Source organism: Paenibacillus sp. FSL E2-8871, from assembly GCF_038000345.1.
GTDB lineage: Bacteria > Bacillota > Bacilli > Paenibacillales > Paenibacillaceae > Paenibacillus_AQ.
In genome coordinates this window covers 1,116,036-1,132,760 of record NZ_JBBOBV010000001.1, presented here as the reverse complement: position 1 = coordinate 1,132,760, position 16,725 = coordinate 1,116,036, and the positions used below count along the sequence as shown (strand labels likewise).

14 protein-coding genes are annotated in these 16,725 nt (G+C 42.4%); 3 read left to right on the top strand and 11 right to left on the bottom strand.

The genetic code is table 11. The features are described 5' to 3' along the window. Positions 1 to 344: 344 nt before the first annotated feature. The 6 genes from NYE25_RS05255 to NYE25_RS05230 form a co-directional block, all read right to left on the bottom strand. Positions 345 to 3,149, bottom strand: coding sequence for a glycoside hydrolase family 2 TIM barrel-domain containing protein (locus NYE25_RS05255; RefSeq protein ID WP_341145311.1), 2,805 nt, complete (start codon positions 3,147 to 3,149; stop codon positions 345 to 347). A 230-nt stretch (positions 3,150 to 3,379) separates the two neighbouring features. Beyond that, the gene (locus NYE25_RS05250; protein ID WP_341145310.1) at positions 3,380 to 4,492 is read right to left on the bottom strand and encodes an alpha/beta hydrolase; all 1,113 of its coding nucleotides are present in this window, start codon (positions 4,490 to 4,492) and stop codon (positions 3,380 to 3,382) included. A 239-nt stretch (positions 4,493 to 4,731) separates the two neighbouring features. Beyond that, complete coding sequence (locus NYE25_RS05245) at positions 4,732 to 7,191, bottom strand: GH39 family glycosyl hydrolase (RefSeq protein WP_341145309.1); 2,460 nt, start codon at positions 7,189 to 7,191, stop codon at positions 4,732 to 4,734. A gap of 102 nt (positions 7,192 to 7,293) precedes the next feature. Beyond that, positions 7,294 to 8,430 carry an MFS transporter gene (locus NYE25_RS05240; protein WP_341145308.1) on the bottom strand — a complete coding sequence of 379 codons (1,137 nt, stop codon included), beginning with the start codon at positions 8,428 to 8,430 and terminating at the stop codon, positions 7,294 to 7,296. Between the two features lie 131 nt (positions 8,431 to 8,561). Then, complete coding sequence (locus NYE25_RS05235) at positions 8,562 to 9,188, bottom strand: FMN-dependent NADH-azoreductase (protein WP_341128236.1); 627 nt, start codon at positions 9,186 to 9,188, stop codon at positions 8,562 to 8,564. A gap of 34 nt (positions 9,189 to 9,222) precedes the next feature. Then, entirely contained in the window at positions 9,223 to 9,807 is a 585-nt protein-coding gene (locus tag NYE25_RS05230) for a DUF3238 domain-containing protein (RefSeq protein WP_042188329.1), read from the bottom strand. 152 nt (positions 9,808 to 9,959) lie between these two features. Between NYE25_RS05230 and NYE25_RS05225 the strand changes: the two genes are divergently transcribed. Next, positions 9,960 to 10,433 (top strand): MarR family winged helix-turn-helix transcriptional regulator, encoded by a 474-nt coding sequence (locus NYE25_RS05225; RefSeq protein WP_340969498.1) that lies wholly within the window; start codon positions 9,960 to 9,962, stop codon positions 10,431 to 10,433. A 133-nt stretch (positions 10,434 to 10,566) separates the two neighbouring features. Here NYE25_RS05225 and NYE25_RS05220 read toward each other — a convergent pair whose 3' ends face one another. After that, the gene (locus NYE25_RS05220) at positions 10,567 to 11,670 is read right to left on the bottom strand and encodes a Gfo/Idh/MocA family protein (RefSeq protein ID WP_341145307.1); all 1,104 of its coding nucleotides are present in this window, start codon (positions 11,668 to 11,670) and stop codon (positions 10,567 to 10,569) included. Positions 11,671 to 11,694: 24 nt separating this feature from the next. After that, a complete protein-coding gene (locus NYE25_RS05215; RefSeq protein ID WP_076299763.1) occupies positions 11,695 to 12,354 on the bottom strand; it encodes a ThuA domain-containing protein in 660 nt (219 codons plus the stop codon). 167 nt (positions 12,355 to 12,521) lie between these two features. Here NYE25_RS05215 and NYE25_RS05210 point away from each other — a divergent pair, with 167 nt between their 5' ends. Then, the gene (locus NYE25_RS05210; RefSeq protein WP_341145306.1) at positions 12,522 to 13,358 is read left to right on the top strand and encodes an AraC family transcriptional regulator; all 837 of its coding nucleotides are present in this window, start codon (positions 12,522 to 12,524) and stop codon (positions 13,356 to 13,358) included. Between the two features lie 141 nt (positions 13,359 to 13,499). On the opposite strand, the gene NYE25_RS05205 is transcribed toward NYE25_RS05210, so the two are convergent. Genes NYE25_RS05205 through NYE25_RS05195 form a run of 3 tightly spaced genes read right to left on the bottom strand, consistent with a single transcriptional unit; the run spans position 13,500 to position 15,818 of the window. After that, complete coding sequence (locus NYE25_RS05205; protein ID WP_341145305.1) at positions 13,500 to 14,483, bottom strand: aldo/keto reductase; 984 nt, start codon at positions 14,481 to 14,483, stop codon at positions 13,500 to 13,502. A gap of 41 nt (positions 14,484 to 14,524) precedes the next feature. Beyond that, on the bottom strand, positions 14,525 to 14,920 hold the full coding sequence (locus tag NYE25_RS05200; RefSeq protein ID WP_076299760.1) for a cupin domain-containing protein: 396 nt from the start codon (positions 14,918 to 14,920) through the stop codon (positions 14,525 to 14,527). A gap of 55 nt (positions 14,921 to 14,975) precedes the next feature. Beyond that, positions 14,976 to 15,818 (bottom strand): SDR family oxidoreductase, encoded by an 843-nt coding sequence (locus NYE25_RS05195; protein WP_341145304.1) that lies wholly within the window; start codon positions 15,816 to 15,818, stop codon positions 14,976 to 14,978. 327 nt (positions 15,819 to 16,145) lie between these two features. On the opposite strand from NYE25_RS05195, the gene NYE25_RS05190 reads away from it, so the two are divergent. Further along, a complete protein-coding gene (locus tag NYE25_RS05190) occupies positions 16,146 to 16,709 on the top strand; it encodes a TetR/AcrR family transcriptional regulator (RefSeq protein WP_341129552.1) in 564 nt (187 codons plus the stop codon). Positions 16,710 to 16,725: the final 16 nt, after the last annotated feature.

Here is a 16,725-nt window from a genome sequence, read left to right as displayed (position 1 = left end):
CTGCAACGACGTAGCACCTATCGGACTGAGATGACCCTAAGCGCAGTATTATTACACTTTTGGAATGCTAACGGACCCTATAGTCGCTATTCGCATAAAAAACTCTGTAAATGAGCCTCTCTCTGAGCAATAGGTTCACTGGAGTCTGAAACTCTCACAAGCTAGAGGATAATTACACTGTTGAAGTTGAAGTCTGCCTCCTGACTAGCACAAAAAGAGCAGCGGTTCTCTCGTGACTTAGAGAATCGCTGCTCTGCTGTTAAACGGTCCATCGTATATAAAGAATCACTGTCCCTGTGTTCTGTTCATCCATATGAAATACAATGAAGAGCCTTAGCAAACCCCTACTTGATTAACTCAAGAAGCTCGTTAACAGTTGCTTTGTATTGTGGTTTGAACGCTGCGGATTTCATGTAACCCGCAAGGCTTGATAAGAACTGTCTTCCTTCAGGCGTATCGCTTACCTTGTCTGCATCTAAAGCGCACACTAGTAAGTTGCCTGCTCCTACGCTGCATTCCACGAGGAAACTAAGCTTATGATTTCTTTCAAAATTGTCGATGGTCTGCACCACGGGATTCCAACTGCAATCAGCTTCATCCATGATAATGGATTTTGAGTGCTGAACGATATTCCACCATGGATAGGTTGAATACTCCTCGCTAGGGAACTCGTGGAATACAGGATGGCTGTTATCAATTAACAGCCCCATGGTACCCACAGGAACTGGCCGGTTCATGCTCTCTGAGATAGAGCGGAACATTGGGTAACACCAGAAATCTGTGCAGTAATAACCCTCGACAGCATTTTGGAGAGTTTCCGGTTTCGGCATCAGCAGCACGCTCTCACCTTGCTCCAGCAGTGCAAGCGCATCACTAGACAGCTTGTCGAATACATGGATGCCTTCCAGCATATTGCCGCTCTTTTCTGGGTAAATCCATAGATCGTAGCTCTTACGAATATCTGTCCCCTGTATCGAGAGAGACAATACGATTGTACTCATCCGGTCAACTACAGGCAGCGTTATTTCCAAATCGCAGATATCGATGTAATTCGTTCCTGCTGGAACGTTCACCTCGGTTGTCCCTTCTGCCAAAATACCGTTATCCACAGTTAGTTCCCAACGTAATTCAAGTGTATCTGGCAAACCGCTGCGGAAGCAGCTTAGCTCTACATGAGCATCGAACGTTTCACCCGAGACATAGTTATACTTAGGAAATCTCGCCAGCAGAACGGCATCATTACAGAAGGTTCGCCATTCCTCAGGGCTAATCATTCCTTTGGAATCCATAAAGGCGTCGAGGACACCTACTAATGCTGTTCCCTGACCGCTGAAATCCTGGAGATCCAGGAGCTGGAAGCCGGCAAGCCGCCGGGAGCGGAATGCCGCCTCGAGTTCCTCTTTGTAACAGGCTACGGCCAGCTGCCCTGAACATTCGAAGTATTTAGCCGCTAAATGCCCCAGTCCATTACTTTCCAAGCGTTCACGGAAAATTTTGAAATTCTCGGCCTTGAGTGGTCCGTTGTATTTTTCGATCTCTTCAAAATTTGGATAGGTTGCGTATTGTCCAATCTCATGCGAAACAACAGGTATGTGCGGTATCCATTCTCCGGAAGCCTCATCTGCCTTCACGGTCTTTGCTTCGGTACCATACTGAATCTGGATCTCACCGCCAGCTGTATCTTCCATCTTCTCTCCATTCAAGAGATCCAAAGGTACGATTTGATCATCATAATCCTTCATCGTACTCGGCAAGGCAGTCTGTACATGTCCTAGTGGTGCATCACACATGGCATAAGAGCCTCTAAATAGTCGGTCTCTGGAAAAGCGTACCCCACTGAAGAAATCGTCATGTTCCAGAATTTCCGGTACCCATTGGTGGTTATTGGAGCCCTGTGTATAGAGAATCCGTTTATCGAACGCTTTATAGTCCTTCAGGAAAGAATCAATTTTAGCTTTACTGCCCCATAACTCATTACCAAGGGACATCATCACGAAGGAGGGATGATTGCCGAAGGCCTGGAGAATGGCATAACCCTCACTGATCAGATAATCCTGCTCTGCTTGATTATGGCCATCATCGGTTTCTTCCGTGATTGTACCCCAGAATGGAAGTTCTGGTTGCATATAGATCCCAAGCATATCCGCAGCGGTAAATGCAGCCTCCGGTGGACAGCAGGTATGGAAGCGATAATGATTGATACCGTAGGACTTGGAAATGCCAAGGATTCTTACCCATTCCTCGACATCAGTTGGGGCATAGCCGGTGAGCGGGAAGATCAGGCCGTCATGTTTGCCGCGGAGAAAGGTTTTCTCTCCGTTGATTGTAAACTTGTCGCCCTCCGCTCGGAATTCCTTCAAACCAAAGATGAGCTCCTGTTGGTCAGTAATATGTCCATCCCTGTCTTTCAAAACAAGGGTTATATTATAAAGATTGGGAGCGCCTTCACTCCAGAGCAACGCGTTTTGGCCTAGCACATAATCGACGGAAAAAAGCCCCGGTGAAACAGGAAACTCACGCTCGTCCACCGCGTGTGTCTCTTCACTATTGAAGCTTTGAGCAGACACCGCAAGCGTAGTTTCACTGTTGCTGTCCAAAGTAGCTGTAATACGAACCGTACGTGCAGCCAGATTCGACTCCAGTCGGATATTAGTAAGCTGCGATTCCCCATAGAACTGAAGCTCCATACGACCGGTAATTCCATTCCAGTTGGTCTGGGTATCCTGTGAAGTCAAATGTCCGCCTTTGGTTGGGTAATCGATATTGTCCACACGGACGGTGATTGTATGAATTCCAGCTTGTAGCTTCGGCAATTCATATATATGCGGGGTGTTCAGACTATTACGGCTACCGATCTCCGTATTGTCCAGCCAAAGCGTCGTAAGTCTCGTCCGTTCCAAAAATAGATAGCAGGCCTTACCGGCCAGCTCATCCGGAATGAATACCTCTCTTGCGAACCAGACTTGCCCTTCAAACAAATATTCATCGGTTAGAGCGCTTACTAAAACTACCTCGTTCTTTGGTCCTTTACGTGCGTATGACGTTGTTCCCGGCAGTGTGATAACATCTGTAAAAGGCAAGGTTAGTCCCTGTTTTGTCTCATCCAATTGCAACTTCCATTCGCCTTCTAGGTTGATCTTTGTCTGCAAAATATCACTCCTATTATGGTGATCACTGATCTATAGCAGTATAATGCTCTACTATATAAAGCTTAGCATATTAAGCCAGATAATTCAGTAGAGTGGTTAACACTCATTTGAATGACGACAGGTCTAATCTTACAATATAGCCGGAGCATGAATGTGCCTGATGACAAGATTTAATAGTAATTTCAGAACAATAAAAAAAGCCGCAATGAGCGGCTTTTGAAAATAATTTATTACACATTCTCCAGCATGAAATTCCCAATTTCAATCAAACTATCTTCCGCTTGCGGTGTGACGCCCACCTGATCGGCAAAGCCGTGAGAAAGTCCTTTGTACCGTACCGTTTTCACTTGGACGCCCGACTCCTTCAGCTTTAAGGCATATGCATCATCTTCAATACGCAAAAAATCATATTCGCCAAACAAAATAATGACAGGCGGCATCCCTTTCAGATCTCCTCGCAGCGGGCTCACATAAGGGATTGTATCATCGGACACGCCCAAATATTCGCCTAAGCCCACAGTTCCTAAACCACCGCTCAACAAATTCAGTATAGAACGAATCTCTTTATCCTGAGACGGGGATATTTCATAAACATCTCTGCGCTGCATATGTTCCTGCATACCTGCTGCGTCCACGCTTGGATATAGTAGTGCCTGTGCCTTTACCATCTGCGTTCCTTCATCCCGATCTTTCATTGCGCATACCGTGGCTAAATTCCCACCTGCGGAATCACCGGAAATACAGATGCGATTCGGATCACCATTAAATTCTTCGGTGTGAGCATATATCCATTTCAACACGGTATAACAGTCGTCGAGCCCAGCGGGGTATGGGTTCTCCGGAGCTAAGCGGTAATCAACCTGAATCGATACACAGCCCGTATTTGAAACCACAAGCTTGCACATCTCCTCTACTACTTCGGGTCCTCCTGCTACGAAACCGCCTCCGTGGATGTAATAGAACACTGGCTGCAACTCTCCACTCTTCTTCTGCGAAGTGTAAATTCGCACCGGGACAGCAACATCACCGTTTTGAACGGTAGCATGCCTCACATCAACACCTTCAGTAATCGGAATGCTGTTCACGCCATTCATCATCTTGCGCATTTGAGCTGCACTTTTTTGGATATTTTTCTTTCGGCTACCTTTCAACATCATCTTAACCAGCATTCCCTTGAAGCCTTTTAAGATTGACTCCATACTTTGATAAAAGCGAGGATCCAGCACGCCAGGCTCATCGGTTTCAGGAATAGGCTTAATCAGGATATCCAGTCCATTTTCATTAATTACATGTTGCCTTTCTAGCATCGATGTAAGAAGCTGTTGCGAATATTTCCGTTCCATGATGATTACTCCTTTTCAAATGTTGTATGGTAAAATGATTTGCGGCGATTTGTATTGGTTGCCATAACTCAATTATAGGTTTGGGTTTGCAGAAAAAATATCGCATTATTTCTTTTGTTATATCCTTCTTTTATCATTATTATTGAAAGCGATTTCAAAAATGATGTCGAGAGCAAAAATACAATATAAAAAACAAAAAAGGACAACACTAAAGTCATCCTTGTTATACTATTCTCTATTTAACGTGTTAATCTAATCACTTGTACCTCATGTGGTTGTACAACAGCATTTACCACAAAATTTGCTGTCACCTGCAGCGAACGCATTTGAAATAACGGCAGGGACCGACCTTCAAGATAAGACCATTCTTCTGGACGCATGTCCTTAGGTGCCCCCATATTCAACCATTCATCAAAGGCGCTTCCCCCAGCCGGACCTACTGAATACCTTCGCTCTGTATAAACACCCGGCGTTAAGCCGTCTAGACGAATGTGATACTGACGGGTATTGCGTATATTGAACACGTTGTAACGTTCGGTTTGAGTCAAGTGAGTGGTATGACGGTAGCGATATAGAGTATCATAATGACAATAATTATATAGGAATATCTGTATTTCACCTTTCGAGGAAGTTATAAAATACCCATCACCTTCAGCTATCAGACCGCTTCCTGCATAACGCAACAATTGCAGCGCCCGATAACAGCTTTTGGGCAAACCTCCGCGAGTGAATAAACCAAACCCGCCATGAAAAAGATCCGACGAAGGAACAATTTCCTCCATATGGTCACTAAGCGACCAGTATCCCATAGCCTCAAAGTGGTCGTAATTCTCCAGAATATTTTTGAAAAGAAAAGCAGATTTGTAGGAGGTATCATTACACAAATCACGCTGCCATATGTTATTACTCCACTCTTCAAGAATCACAGGCAGACTAGCGAAACCACGTTGACGCAACAGCTTTTTGACCTTATGTAACGCGTGTTTCATAAACTGTTCATCGCCGCTTACCGCAAGTGGAAAAGCTTCATCCTCTGCCATGAGCTGAAGACCAGTGTCTTCCTGACCCGGTAAGATGCTGTGATAAGCACATAGAGCCAGAGAGTCGGGCAAACAATTCCCCTTACTGCAAGACACTAGGAATTCGCTGATAAAATTACTAGAATCAATGTTGCTTCCTGGACCAACAATATGTAGCTGCGGATCGATAGCACGGATGGCGTGGCTGGTTTCACGGTAAAGCACCCAGTATTCTTCCATGGTAAACACACCATATCCTGAAAACTCTGGACTCACAAAAGGAGCAAATCTCCATTCCCGCACGGACTCAATCCCATACCGATCAATGAAATGCCTAATAAGGGAAGTCACAAGGTCGAGCCATTTGTCTAGATGCTCAGGCATAGAAAGGATACTTGGCCTCTTAAATGGAAACACGGCTTCCCTCGCTAATGCAGAAGGCATAAAACTAAATTCAACATAAGGCTTTAACTCCACTGAAAGCATGAAGTCCAGTACCTCATCTACATAAACAAAGTTATAATCTGCGCTACCAGACATTTTCCTGACATACAGCATCATGTCATCGTCTAACAAACCTTTGCAGCGCATATAGCGAAAGCCAATCTCTTTTTGCAGCTTTCGTATTTGCGCCTGTACCGCGCCATTCAACAGATCCTTGGCGTAACCTGCATTAATCAACGTCCGCCAGTTATGACTCAGCGTCCGAATCTTACGGCCAGTGTCCACATGAAGATCATATCCCTCATTGACCTGAGGTTGGACAATGGAGTGCTCGTTGTGATGCAAATGCCGCATTAGTGAAGTGAAATCGGTCGAAAATCCCGCTGTGACCATTCTGTTCTCCTGTGGATCTGTCGCATCATGCTCATTTACTAGACGGTATTGCCCTGGTGTAACACCAAAGCGCCGTTTGAAGGCGTCGATCAAAGCGTTGGTACTTGGAAATCCAACTTCTGAGGCGATGTCCGTGATCGTTCTTTCACTACGAAGAAGTGCCACTGCCTGACTCAGTCTGACATTTGTAAGGTAGGCAGTAAATGTAAGGCCAAGCTGTTTCTGAAATAAATGGGACAGGTAGGAGCTACTTAAATAGATAGTAGAGGCTAGTCCACTCAGAGTAATATTTTCCCGATAATGTCGGTGGAGATAGTCGGTTGCTTTGCGCAATCTTTCCTTACTTGAGGATTTGGAGGGATCCTTCTGCTTGTTCTGCTCAAGAAAAGTATGCACTAGACTGTTCAGCAGTACACCTACACGACTACGCATTAGTATAGGTAAACGAGATTCGTTTTTGTAATAGGCCTGGAATACACTGGCGAACTCACTTCGGATTACATTAAAGCGAGCTTGTTCGTCCTTAGGGTATAGAAAAGACTTACACTCTATAATTATACTTTCAATCTCAGGACAAAAAGCTGCCAAAAATGCCGGCGAGATAAACAGCGATAGCGCCTTGCCAGAACCTTTCATATTTAAAGCGTGCAGTTGGTAGCTATTCAATACAATAATGTCATCCTGCTGAACTTCATAGGTAAACTGATTGTCATCCAACTGTAGTCCCCCAGTTCCCTGCAAGATGTACATTACCTCAAGTTCTTGATGCCAGGAAGCGATAGCGTCTTCAGGGAGATTAATTGAAAACCTGAAATCCGAGGCTATCAATGTATTTTCTTGCATACCCAACCTCCTATTCTTAATCTTAATAGAGCCTTGCCTCATCCAAAATCCTATCATATAAACCCATGAAATCAAGTTTACTGTCTTATTGATAACGAAGGTTCAGGTTGTTTTTAGTGTCTTTTTTACAATCAATATAAAAAACACCAGACTAATAAACCCAGATATAGCACAAGTAATAAATACCATCTGATATCCCATAAGCTGTGAAACAAATCCAAGTAGTATAGCTCCTAAACCAATTCCTAAATCAAAAGCAGTAAAGAATGTAGCGTTCGCTACACCTCTTTTCGCTGGTGGGGCTAATCGAATCATCGCTACTTGAAGCGCTGGTTGAGCTGATCCGAATCCAATTCCGTACAAAATAGCTGTAATAACCACTCCAGCAATTCCTTTAGTCATTGTTAGGACGAATAGTGCGACTATCAATATGAAAAGAGCAGGTACAATAATGACCCCTTCCCCATACTTATCGGATATCTTCCCTGTAAGTGGTCTAATTACTGTAAGTGTGACTGCATACACTAAGAAAAAAGTACCCGTGTTAACTTCAATATTTGCCGCAAACAGTGGTAAAAAAGTTGTAATACCACCAAAAGTAAATGATAAGAAAAATGTAACGATAGCGATAGGTAAAACTGTTTTTTCATAAAATGATATTGGTTTTTTTGATGTGTTTTGAACTGTTGGAATTTTTGCACCAAATCCAAGTATGAATGCAATCAAAGCTAATGCTGTGCATAGAAGAAATAGGTAATGAAATGAATAAGATTTTGTTACCCAAAGACCAATGATTGGTCCTAACGCCATTCCTAATGTCATTGCTAGTCCATACCATCCCATTCCTTCTCCACGACGAGATTGTGGAATAACATCAGTCACAGCCGTTCCTATGGAAGTTGTAGCAACTGCCCAGCTGACTCCATGAAGGATACGTAATATTACTAAAAATATAATTCCTGTTACCCAATCATAAAAATACATGGTTATAGCAAAAAATAGTAATCCGCTTATTATAAATGCACGTCGACCAAACCGATCCATTAATCCTCCAATAATAGGACGAAAAATTACTGCCGATATTGTAAACACTCCAATTATTAATCCAACTTGAGATTCACTTCCACCTAGTTGTTTGATAAACATAGGCAATGTTGGCATTAGTAAATAAAATCCACTAAATAGTAATAAAGCTGTAAGGGTCAGCATGATATAGTTTTTTGTCCATAAACGTTCCATTGTAATGTAATCCTTCTTTCTATCGACTTTACGTACTCCCCAAAAATAGTGAAATAGGCGAATAAAAAAGCAGCACCACCGCTATAAAAGTGTTGGTACTGCCCTATATAGACTGATACACGCTTGGTTAATTAGAACGTCCTTGATACTTTAACAGCTTTTTCAAGCCCTGCGACAATAATCTCTTCAGCCTTATCAGGGAATTGGCTGTGCCCTTCAATGATAATAGTCTCTATATTTTTCACACCAAAGAAGTTCATCATACTTGTTACATATTTAACAGCCATCTCTAAATCAACTTTTGGTCCCTCAGAATACACACCACCACTTGCGTTTAATAACACTATTTTTTTATTTCCAATAAGCCCTACTGGACCTTCTGGCGTATATTTAAATGTTTTGCCTGCGCGGTTTAAGTAATCAATATATGTGTGTAGTACAGCTGGGATGGTTAAATTCCATAAAGGGAACCCAAATACGACTTTATCCGCTGCAAGGAATGGATCTAAATACTTATCAGCAACAGCTACTGCTTTTGCTTCTTCTACTGTTAAATCTAATCCTCTACTAGACTTAAATGTTCCGTTAATCATATCTGCACCTACGTAAGGCAATTCCTCATTGTATAAATCCAGCGCTACTACAGTGTCATTTGGATGTGATTCTTTATAGCTCGCTAAAAAAGCCTCAAATAATCTAACACTTACCGACTGATCTGCTGGTCGATTGTTTGCTTTTACAAATAAAACGGTTGTCATTCCTTGTTCCTCCTGATGTGCACTCTTATGTTGTTTATAATATTTTTTTGAAGCTATACTCCATTTCTCCAGCCATAGCTTCAGGAGTATCACCAGTTACTCTGTAATCATGTGTATAAATTTGTTCGAACGTTCCAAAGTTCACTTGTTTATAAAATTCAAAACAAGGAAATCCATCATGTGCTCCTTGCATATTGACAGTACCATCCTTTTGAATATGAACTATTAAAAGATAGTCAACTGGAGGTGCAAATGCATTTAATGGATTGCTAGCACTTGCACTCATTTGAAACCTAACGTCTTCAGAGCCCCACACAATATCAGTGCACAAAATACCTTCTGTAGTAGCTTTTCCTGTTTTTTTATTAACAGAACCATCTGGAGTAGTGACTCTTTCTGTTGTAATACCAGTATTTGCATATGTGAAAATATCTTTTTTGTAAAAATCTACAACTACTTCTTGTTCCACTCTGGAGCGCATAGCGTTGACAGCATAGGGTGTGAATTCACGTGAGTCACCTTCAAAATGGATTACGTTTCCTGTTTCTTCATCCTTCCTAGGATCAGTCCACGGTGTTGGAATAAATACACTTGCTCTAACTTTAACAATATTAGTCATGAGAACCCTCCATAATTTATTAATTCTGTTTCAGTAATTCCTGTTTCTTTCACAACAGAAAATATAGTCAACTTGATTGACTACTTTTCGCATAGTACAATGTATTTCGTACAAAGTCAACTAAGTTGACTTTATTTAAGGAGGTTTTATGTATGACTCAGGAAATCTTTAGTGAATTGGATCTGACAACACTTTTATCATTATCCTTTAGTACATCAATTAATGAACTACATGATAGATTGCGTGAATTAGGATTTGCAGATATTAGACCTGTACATGGTTTTATGTTTAAGTGTATTGCTCCAAACGGAGCAACAGGTATAGAATTAGCCGAATATTTAGGAATTACGAAGCAAGCTGTAAGTAAAATGGTAGATTATCTTGAGAAAAGTGGTTATGTAATTCGCGAAAATCATCCCACTGACAAGAGAGGAAAAATCATTGTTTTGACTGAGCGAGGTTGGTTAGCAGTGAAAGCAAAAGAGGAAATACTAACTGAGATTGAGCAACGTTGGATTGAAATCATAGGTACTGAACGACTGCAAATGCTCAAAGATGATTTAACAACACTTGTATATAAAGCAAATGAAGATAAATCTACTATGAGATCAAGACCTGTCTGGTAAGTGTATGGTGAAAATTTGGTGTATGCTGTGATTCATCAAACCAAAAAGGGTAGAAGACTTAAAGATCTGTCTTCTACCCTTTTTGAAAGCTGATTATCTGCAGCGTACATTTAGTATTTGCTCTGGGAAATTACTACTCTAAATACCCTTTGACTAAGCCCAGCGGCAATGGCTTGGGCTGCTCGCAGCTGGTTACCAGTTGAGCATATTGCTTAGAGTCGGAACTTGTATGGAATGCATGCATGATCTCAAGTACGTGATTGGCGAGTTCTCCGTTTGCACGAGGAGTCTCCCCCGTGTCGATGCAGTGTGCCATATCTGCTACTCCTATGCCTCTACTATTATCTGCATAATTGTAGATAAGTGGGATCTCTTGGAATTCCGAGCTGTGTGCCGGGCGTAAAAGGATCGGCCCTCCAAAGTTGTTAGGGTCCGGTACGATCAAGGTTCCTTGCGATCCGTAGATTTCGATCCTCGGTAAAGTACTGTGCCAAACATCAAAGCTGGTAATCATGGTTGCCACAGCGCCACTGTCAAACTCAATCGTTCCAGCAACATGTGTGGGCACCTCTACATCAATGACTTTGCCAAACTTTTTGTCGCTCGTGATCGTTCTATGAGCAAAGGAGGTTTTAGTGATGCCGCATACTGTTTTAGCTGGGCCTAGCAAAGATACTAACGCAGTTAGATAGTAGGGTCCCATGTCAAACATGGGTCCTCCACCGGCTTTATAATAAAATTCCGGATCAGGATGCCAGCTTTCATGTCCATGACAAAGCATAAAGGCAGTTGCTGCCACCGGCTCCCCGATATAACCATCCGCAATCAGCTTACAGCAGGTTTGCAGACCGCCTCCAAGGAAAGTATCTGGTGCGCAGCCAAGGAACAGGTTCTTTTCCTTCGCCAGACGAACTAGCTCAGTGCCATTTTCAAGGGAAAGGGATAAGGGCTTCTCCACATACACATGCTTGCCAGCTAGCAAGGCTTGCTTGCACACGTCAAAATGAAAATTAGGCGTTGTTAGATTAACGACTATTTCAATCTCTTCCGAAGCAAGTAATTGTTCTGTCGTCCATACATGAGGAACGCCATATTTCTCCGCCGCATGCTCTGCACGACCTTTATCCAAGTCGGAACAAGCATAAACCTCAGTATTAACGAAAGTCCCGTTCAAATTTTCAAAATAAATGCTGCTGATGTTTCCGCAGCCGACTATACCTACCTTCACTTTGCGCAAGATCATTCCCACCTTATCTCAGTTTTAGTTAGCCGCCCACAAAAAGCCTTTTCGCATCAGTTCCTTGGCTTCCGGTATATCGAAAACGTCTGCATGATGGCCAAGTGAATTATAGAAAACCTTCCCTTTTCCCCATTTCTTCGTATATACAACGGGCATCGTGATGACACCATTTGCTGAATGCTCACCCTCACTCATTACAAACGTAGTTGTTGCCAAGACATCCACTGCAGGATCTACATGTAAATAATATTGTTCCGATTTCACCTTGAAGTCTTGGATACCCTCCACAATGGGACTGGAGCCAGAATGTACGATATTAACTTCGTACTCTACCCCATCGTTAAATGGATGTGCTACCCATTGTGACCCGGTCAAAAATTGCCACTCTGTATTGTTACGGAAAGAGTCGCACATCCCTCCATGACAACCGGCAATTCCTACTCCAGAAGCTACTGCCTTCAGAACTGAGGATACCTGATCATTACTGATTTCTCCCATGGTCCATACCGGTACAATAAGGCTTAAATCCGTAAGCTTCTCTGCACTGTTGAAGCTCTCCAGCGTATCAGACACTTCAACTTCAAAGCCTTCAGCCTCTAAAATGCCAGCAAAAATTGCGGCTACTTCATTTGGTTCATGCCCATCCCATCCACCTTTTACAATCAATGCTTTCTTCGTCATCCTGCAATCTCCTTTTCCTTTATATATGTAATCAACCTTTCGTCCATCTGATGAAATTGTAATCCAGATCAGAGAGGTGTGCTCGCCATTTCACTTGTAGGAATGGTCATTTTTTGCTAAGTTTTAGAGGTGAACCTAAAATTCAAACCACATGAACAGGAGATCTCATGAAAGCCTTTCACGAAAATAGAACTTACCATTCGACTTTCCCCTTCACTGTAATAATGTCTAATGATATTGATTTTCTAGCCCACTGGCATAACGATCTTGAGATAGTCTATGTATTTGAAGGTTCAATTCGGATGGGAATCAACTCCGAAACGAGGATCTTGAAAGCGGGAGATATGGCTATATGCAGCAGCGGAGACATCCACTACTATGACAGTAAAGACAGCAGCTCCAAGATAATGATGGTGATATTCAATCCTTCATTAATCGGCTTTCCTGGTGGATGGCCTTTGAATGTGAGGCTGACTTCCCCATTTATGGAGAAACGAATAGCAACACGAGAAGAAGAAGTCCGTATCAACAACCGTCTTTCTATGATCCTGCAGGAACTTATGGACGAATATAATCAGAAGCTGGAATATCATGAACAGGTAATCATTGGCCTTTTGCACGAGTGGAGCGGACTCATTTTACGGCATGTTCCCTTGGATAAGATTAATCCACAGAAAGATAAAAGGCGCATCACTAACATGAAGATTATGCAAGGGGTTCTTGAATACCTCGACGTCAACTACATGCATCCCATCACACTTGCTGACGCCGCAAGGCAAGCCAATATGAGCCTCTTTTATTTCTCCCGCTTCTTCAAGAGTCTTTCGGGTATGAGCTATATTGCATACCTTAGCAACATCCGAGTCAACCAAGCAGAACAGCTGCTGCTGACCACAGACAAATCCATTTTAAATATCGCACTGGAATGCGGTTTCACTAATATCCGTACCTTTAACAGAGTATTTAAACAGATTAAACAACGGACTCCAAGTGAATTACGTTAAAAGATACATGGTCTGTTATCTTATTAAGTAAACAAAAAAACCGAAGATCTTTTGGTTTAGATCATCGGCTTTATTTTAATATTCGAATGCACAAAGACGGCGAAAAGGTCTACGTTTAAGTGACAGCTTACCCAGTCCTCATTACTGAGCTCCAACTATTGGATGTGGAACATACAACTCTTCAAGGAATGAAATTTCTTCAGGTGATAATTTCACCGATAGAGCATCTACTGAATCTTCGAGCTGAGCAATTTTCGTCGCGCCCACAATTGGAGCAGCTACAGAAGCTTTTTGCAACAGCCATGCAAGTGCGATATGAGTACGTGGTACGCCTCGTTTCTCTGCTAACGACGCTACTCGCTCAACAATTAATCGATCTACATCAGCGGTTGAATCATACTTTGATTTTTGAATGAGATCGGTTTCGGATCTGCGTGTTGTTTCCGACCAATCGCGAATCAATCTTCCTGATGCCAGAGGACTATAAGGAGTTACTGCAATTTTTTGATCCTGACAAAGCGGCATCATTTCCCTTTCCTCTTCTCGGTAGATGAGATTAAGGTGATTTTGCATGGATACAAAGCGAGTCCAGCTATTTGTCTCGGCCACATGTAATGCTTTTTGGAATTGCCAAGCATACATAGCAGACGCACCGATATATCTAGCCTTTCCAGACTTCACCACATCATGCAAGGCCTCCATGGTTTCTTCAATGGGTGTGTTATAATCCCAGCGGTGAATGATATAGAGATCCACATAATCGGTCCCAAGTCTCTTCAAACTGTTATCTATTTCGCTCATAATAGCTTTTCGAGAAAGCCCACCACCATTAGGACGACCTGGACGCATCTGGCCCCAGACCTTCGTGGCAAGTACAATTTCATCCCGATTCGCATAGTCCTTAAGCGCACGTCCGATAATCTCTTCACTGGAACCACTTGCGTAAATATTAGCTGTATCAAAAAAATTGATGCCGAGCTCAAGCGCTCTTTTAATGATAGGACGACTGTTCTCCTCATCGAGCACCCATTGGTGCCCTCCAGGCAGCACTTTTCCAAAGCTCATACAACCAAGGCAAATCCGAGAGACGTCCATTCCCGTATTTCCAAATTTGATATATTCCATAAAGCAAGCCTCCATTTCTATGTTTAAATGAGTTTTAGTTCTTACAGTGCTTCAAACCATTCATCCTCGACAGCTTCAAACCATTCTGTTTCGCCTGGAGTCATAGCCAAGTGAACAAACCAACTATCCTTTGTCGCGCCATGCCAATGTCTCACATTAGCTGGAATGTTGACCACATCACCTATTTCGAGCAATTGAGCAGGTTTTCCTTCTTCCTGATACCAGCCATTTCCACCAGTGACTAACAGAACTTGTCCAACCTGATGAGCATGCCAGTTATTGCGTGCGCCTGGAGCAAAGGTTACATTACCAATTGCGGTATTAAGCGGCTTCGGATCTGTAAACACCATTTGCAAATAAGCGTCACCCGTAAAGTTTGCTTTAACCTTTTCCCCTAAAGGAAAAATAGTGCTGCTACTAAGTTGTTCATTTTTCATCGTTCATTCCTACTTTCTGCCTATAGTTAATGTTTATTAGAGCCCTGCGATCCTCTTACTCTCCCGCTGGAAAATCAGTAGAAGCTGCCAGTTCAGTCTGCTTCTCATAGTCGGCAACACGAGCTTTGAGGGTCGAAATCGTGCTTGCCAGTGCATGAGATCCAAGTATCATTCGTATCGGTGCCGGTTCTAATTCAACACTTTCTATGATTCGGGCAGCCATCCGCACAGGATCTCCAGGAGCTAAACTCTTAGAAGCGTCCAGCATGTTCAAAAAGTTATGCGCTGGGTTGCCTTCGTATTCTGTCATGAGTTTCGTTACCTGTGCGCTCCCATAACGGAACTCGGTACGGGCTCCTCCCGGCTCCACCAATGTAATACCGATGTTAAAAGCTTCAACCTCCTGAGCAACGGACTCACAAAAGCCCTCTATCCCAAACTTGGTCGCATGGTACATCGAATTTCCTGGGAAGGCGATCTGCCCGCCATAGGAGGAGATCTGAATAATGCGTCCACCACCCTGAGTGCGCAAATGCGGGATAGCTGAACGAATAAGCTGGATGGACCCCGTTAGATTCGTGGCAATGATATGATTAACCTCGTCGTCAGAGAGTTCTTCTGCAGCCCCGAAAAGTCCATAACCAGCATTGCTTATGATAACGTCGATTCGTCCAAACTTTTCAAAAGATCTATCGACAAGATTTCGAATGGCAGGAAAATCGGTCACATCTAGAATCTCGCAACTGAAGGTTTCGGGATAGTTCTCAATGAGGTCAGCGACCTTGCTTTTTTTACGAACAGTACCGATAACCTTATTGCCCTTTTCAAGAAGCTGTCTCGTCATCTCATAACCAAAACCACTGCTCACACCGGTGATAAGCCATGTGCGATTGTTCATAATCATTTCCTCCTAAACTTCATATTCCGATTTTGCTGCTGGAATACTTAGCACATGAGTAGTTGTGACGAATATTTAATACGCATAATTACAATAATGATCACATGTCTATTATTATAATCAGATTAAATTTGGTGCCAATTGTTAATTTGATGCGTTTTGTACATTAATAAACAAAACCATCGAAATTGTTTATTTCCTACTGCGTATTCGCGATTCTTTTATATAAATTTATAAACAGATGTCCCATTGATGAGCTCGTTATAGTATGTTATATAATGAATTCTTACTCTTTTGTTGATGAATAAAGAAAGTTCGGTGAGCAAATTGTCTAAAGTCGATCGAAGAATCTTAAAAACACAAGAAGCCTTGAAGACAGCAGTCATTGAACTAATGACTGTGAAAAATTTTGATGATATAACCCTCCAGGAACTCTCTGATAAAGCAAACGTGAGCCGTGGTACTATTTACCTTCACTATATGGATAAGTATGATCTTCTTGATAAGCTTATCGAGAAGCATATCAATGAACTTCGTGAAAGATGTGAAGCAGCCTCTGATTTGGATTTTGTAACGGGGTCTGTGATTTGGACGGAATACTTTGAGAGTAACTATGCCTTTTTCTCCATGATGTTAGCTAGTAAAGGAGCCCCTTTCTTCCGGAGTCGTTTTCTGGAATTTCTTATAGAAGAGTTCAAAGACGAAGTGGATATCACAAAGGGTAAAAACGAAGGTTTAAATAAGGATCTAGTCGTACAATTTGTAGCTTCTTCGTATGTAGGTGTAGTTGAATGGTGGTTCACGAACGAAAGACCAGTAACCTATCAAATATTAGCAGAACAGCTTGGAGCCTTATTGGAACGAAATTGTACAAATAACCCCTCATCCTAAAGGATGAAGGGTTATT

Excerpts from the sequence above, each read along its gene's own strand:
- NYE25_RS05250 (WP_341145310.1), bottom strand. The coding sequence starts at position 4,492 with ATGGAACGGAAATATTCGCAACAGCTTCTTACATCGATGCTAGAAAGG.
- NYE25_RS05240 (WP_341145308.1), bottom strand. The coding sequence starts at position 8,430 with ATGGAACGTTTATGGACAAAAAACTATATCATGCTGACCCTTACAGCT.
- NYE25_RS05205 (WP_341145305.1), bottom strand. The coding sequence starts at position 14,483 with ATGGAATATATCAAATTTGGAAATACGGGAATGGACGTCTCTCGGATT.
- NYE25_RS05200 (WP_076299760.1), bottom strand. The coding sequence starts at position 14,920 with ATGAAAAATGAACAACTTAGTAGCAGCACTATTTTTCCTTTAGGGGAA.
- NYE25_RS05195 (WP_341145304.1), bottom strand. The coding sequence starts at position 15,818 with ATGAACAATCGCACATGGCTTATCACCGGTGTGAGCAGTGGTTTTGGT.
- NYE25_RS05225 (WP_340969498.1), top strand. The coding sequence starts at position 9,960 with ATGACTCAGGAAATCTTTAGTGAATTGGATCTGACAACACTTTTATCA.
- NYE25_RS05235 (WP_341128236.1), bottom strand. The coding sequence starts at position 9,188 with ATGACAACCGTTTTATTTGTAAAAGCAAACAATCGACCAGCAGATCAG.
- NYE25_RS05245 (WP_341145309.1), bottom strand. The coding sequence starts at position 7,191 with ATGCAAGAAAATACATTGATAGCCTCGGATTTCAGGTTTTCAATTAAT.
- NYE25_RS05230 (WP_042188329.1), bottom strand. The coding sequence starts at position 9,807 with ATGACTAATATTGTTAAAGTTAGAGCAAGTGTATTTATTCCAACACCG.
- NYE25_RS05215 (WP_076299763.1), bottom strand. The coding sequence starts at position 12,354 with ATGACGAAGAAAGCATTGATTGTAAAAGGTGGATGGGATGGGCATGAA.
- NYE25_RS05210 (WP_341145306.1), top strand. The coding sequence starts at position 12,522 with ATGAAAGCCTTTCACGAAAATAGAACTTACCATTCGACTTTCCCCTTC.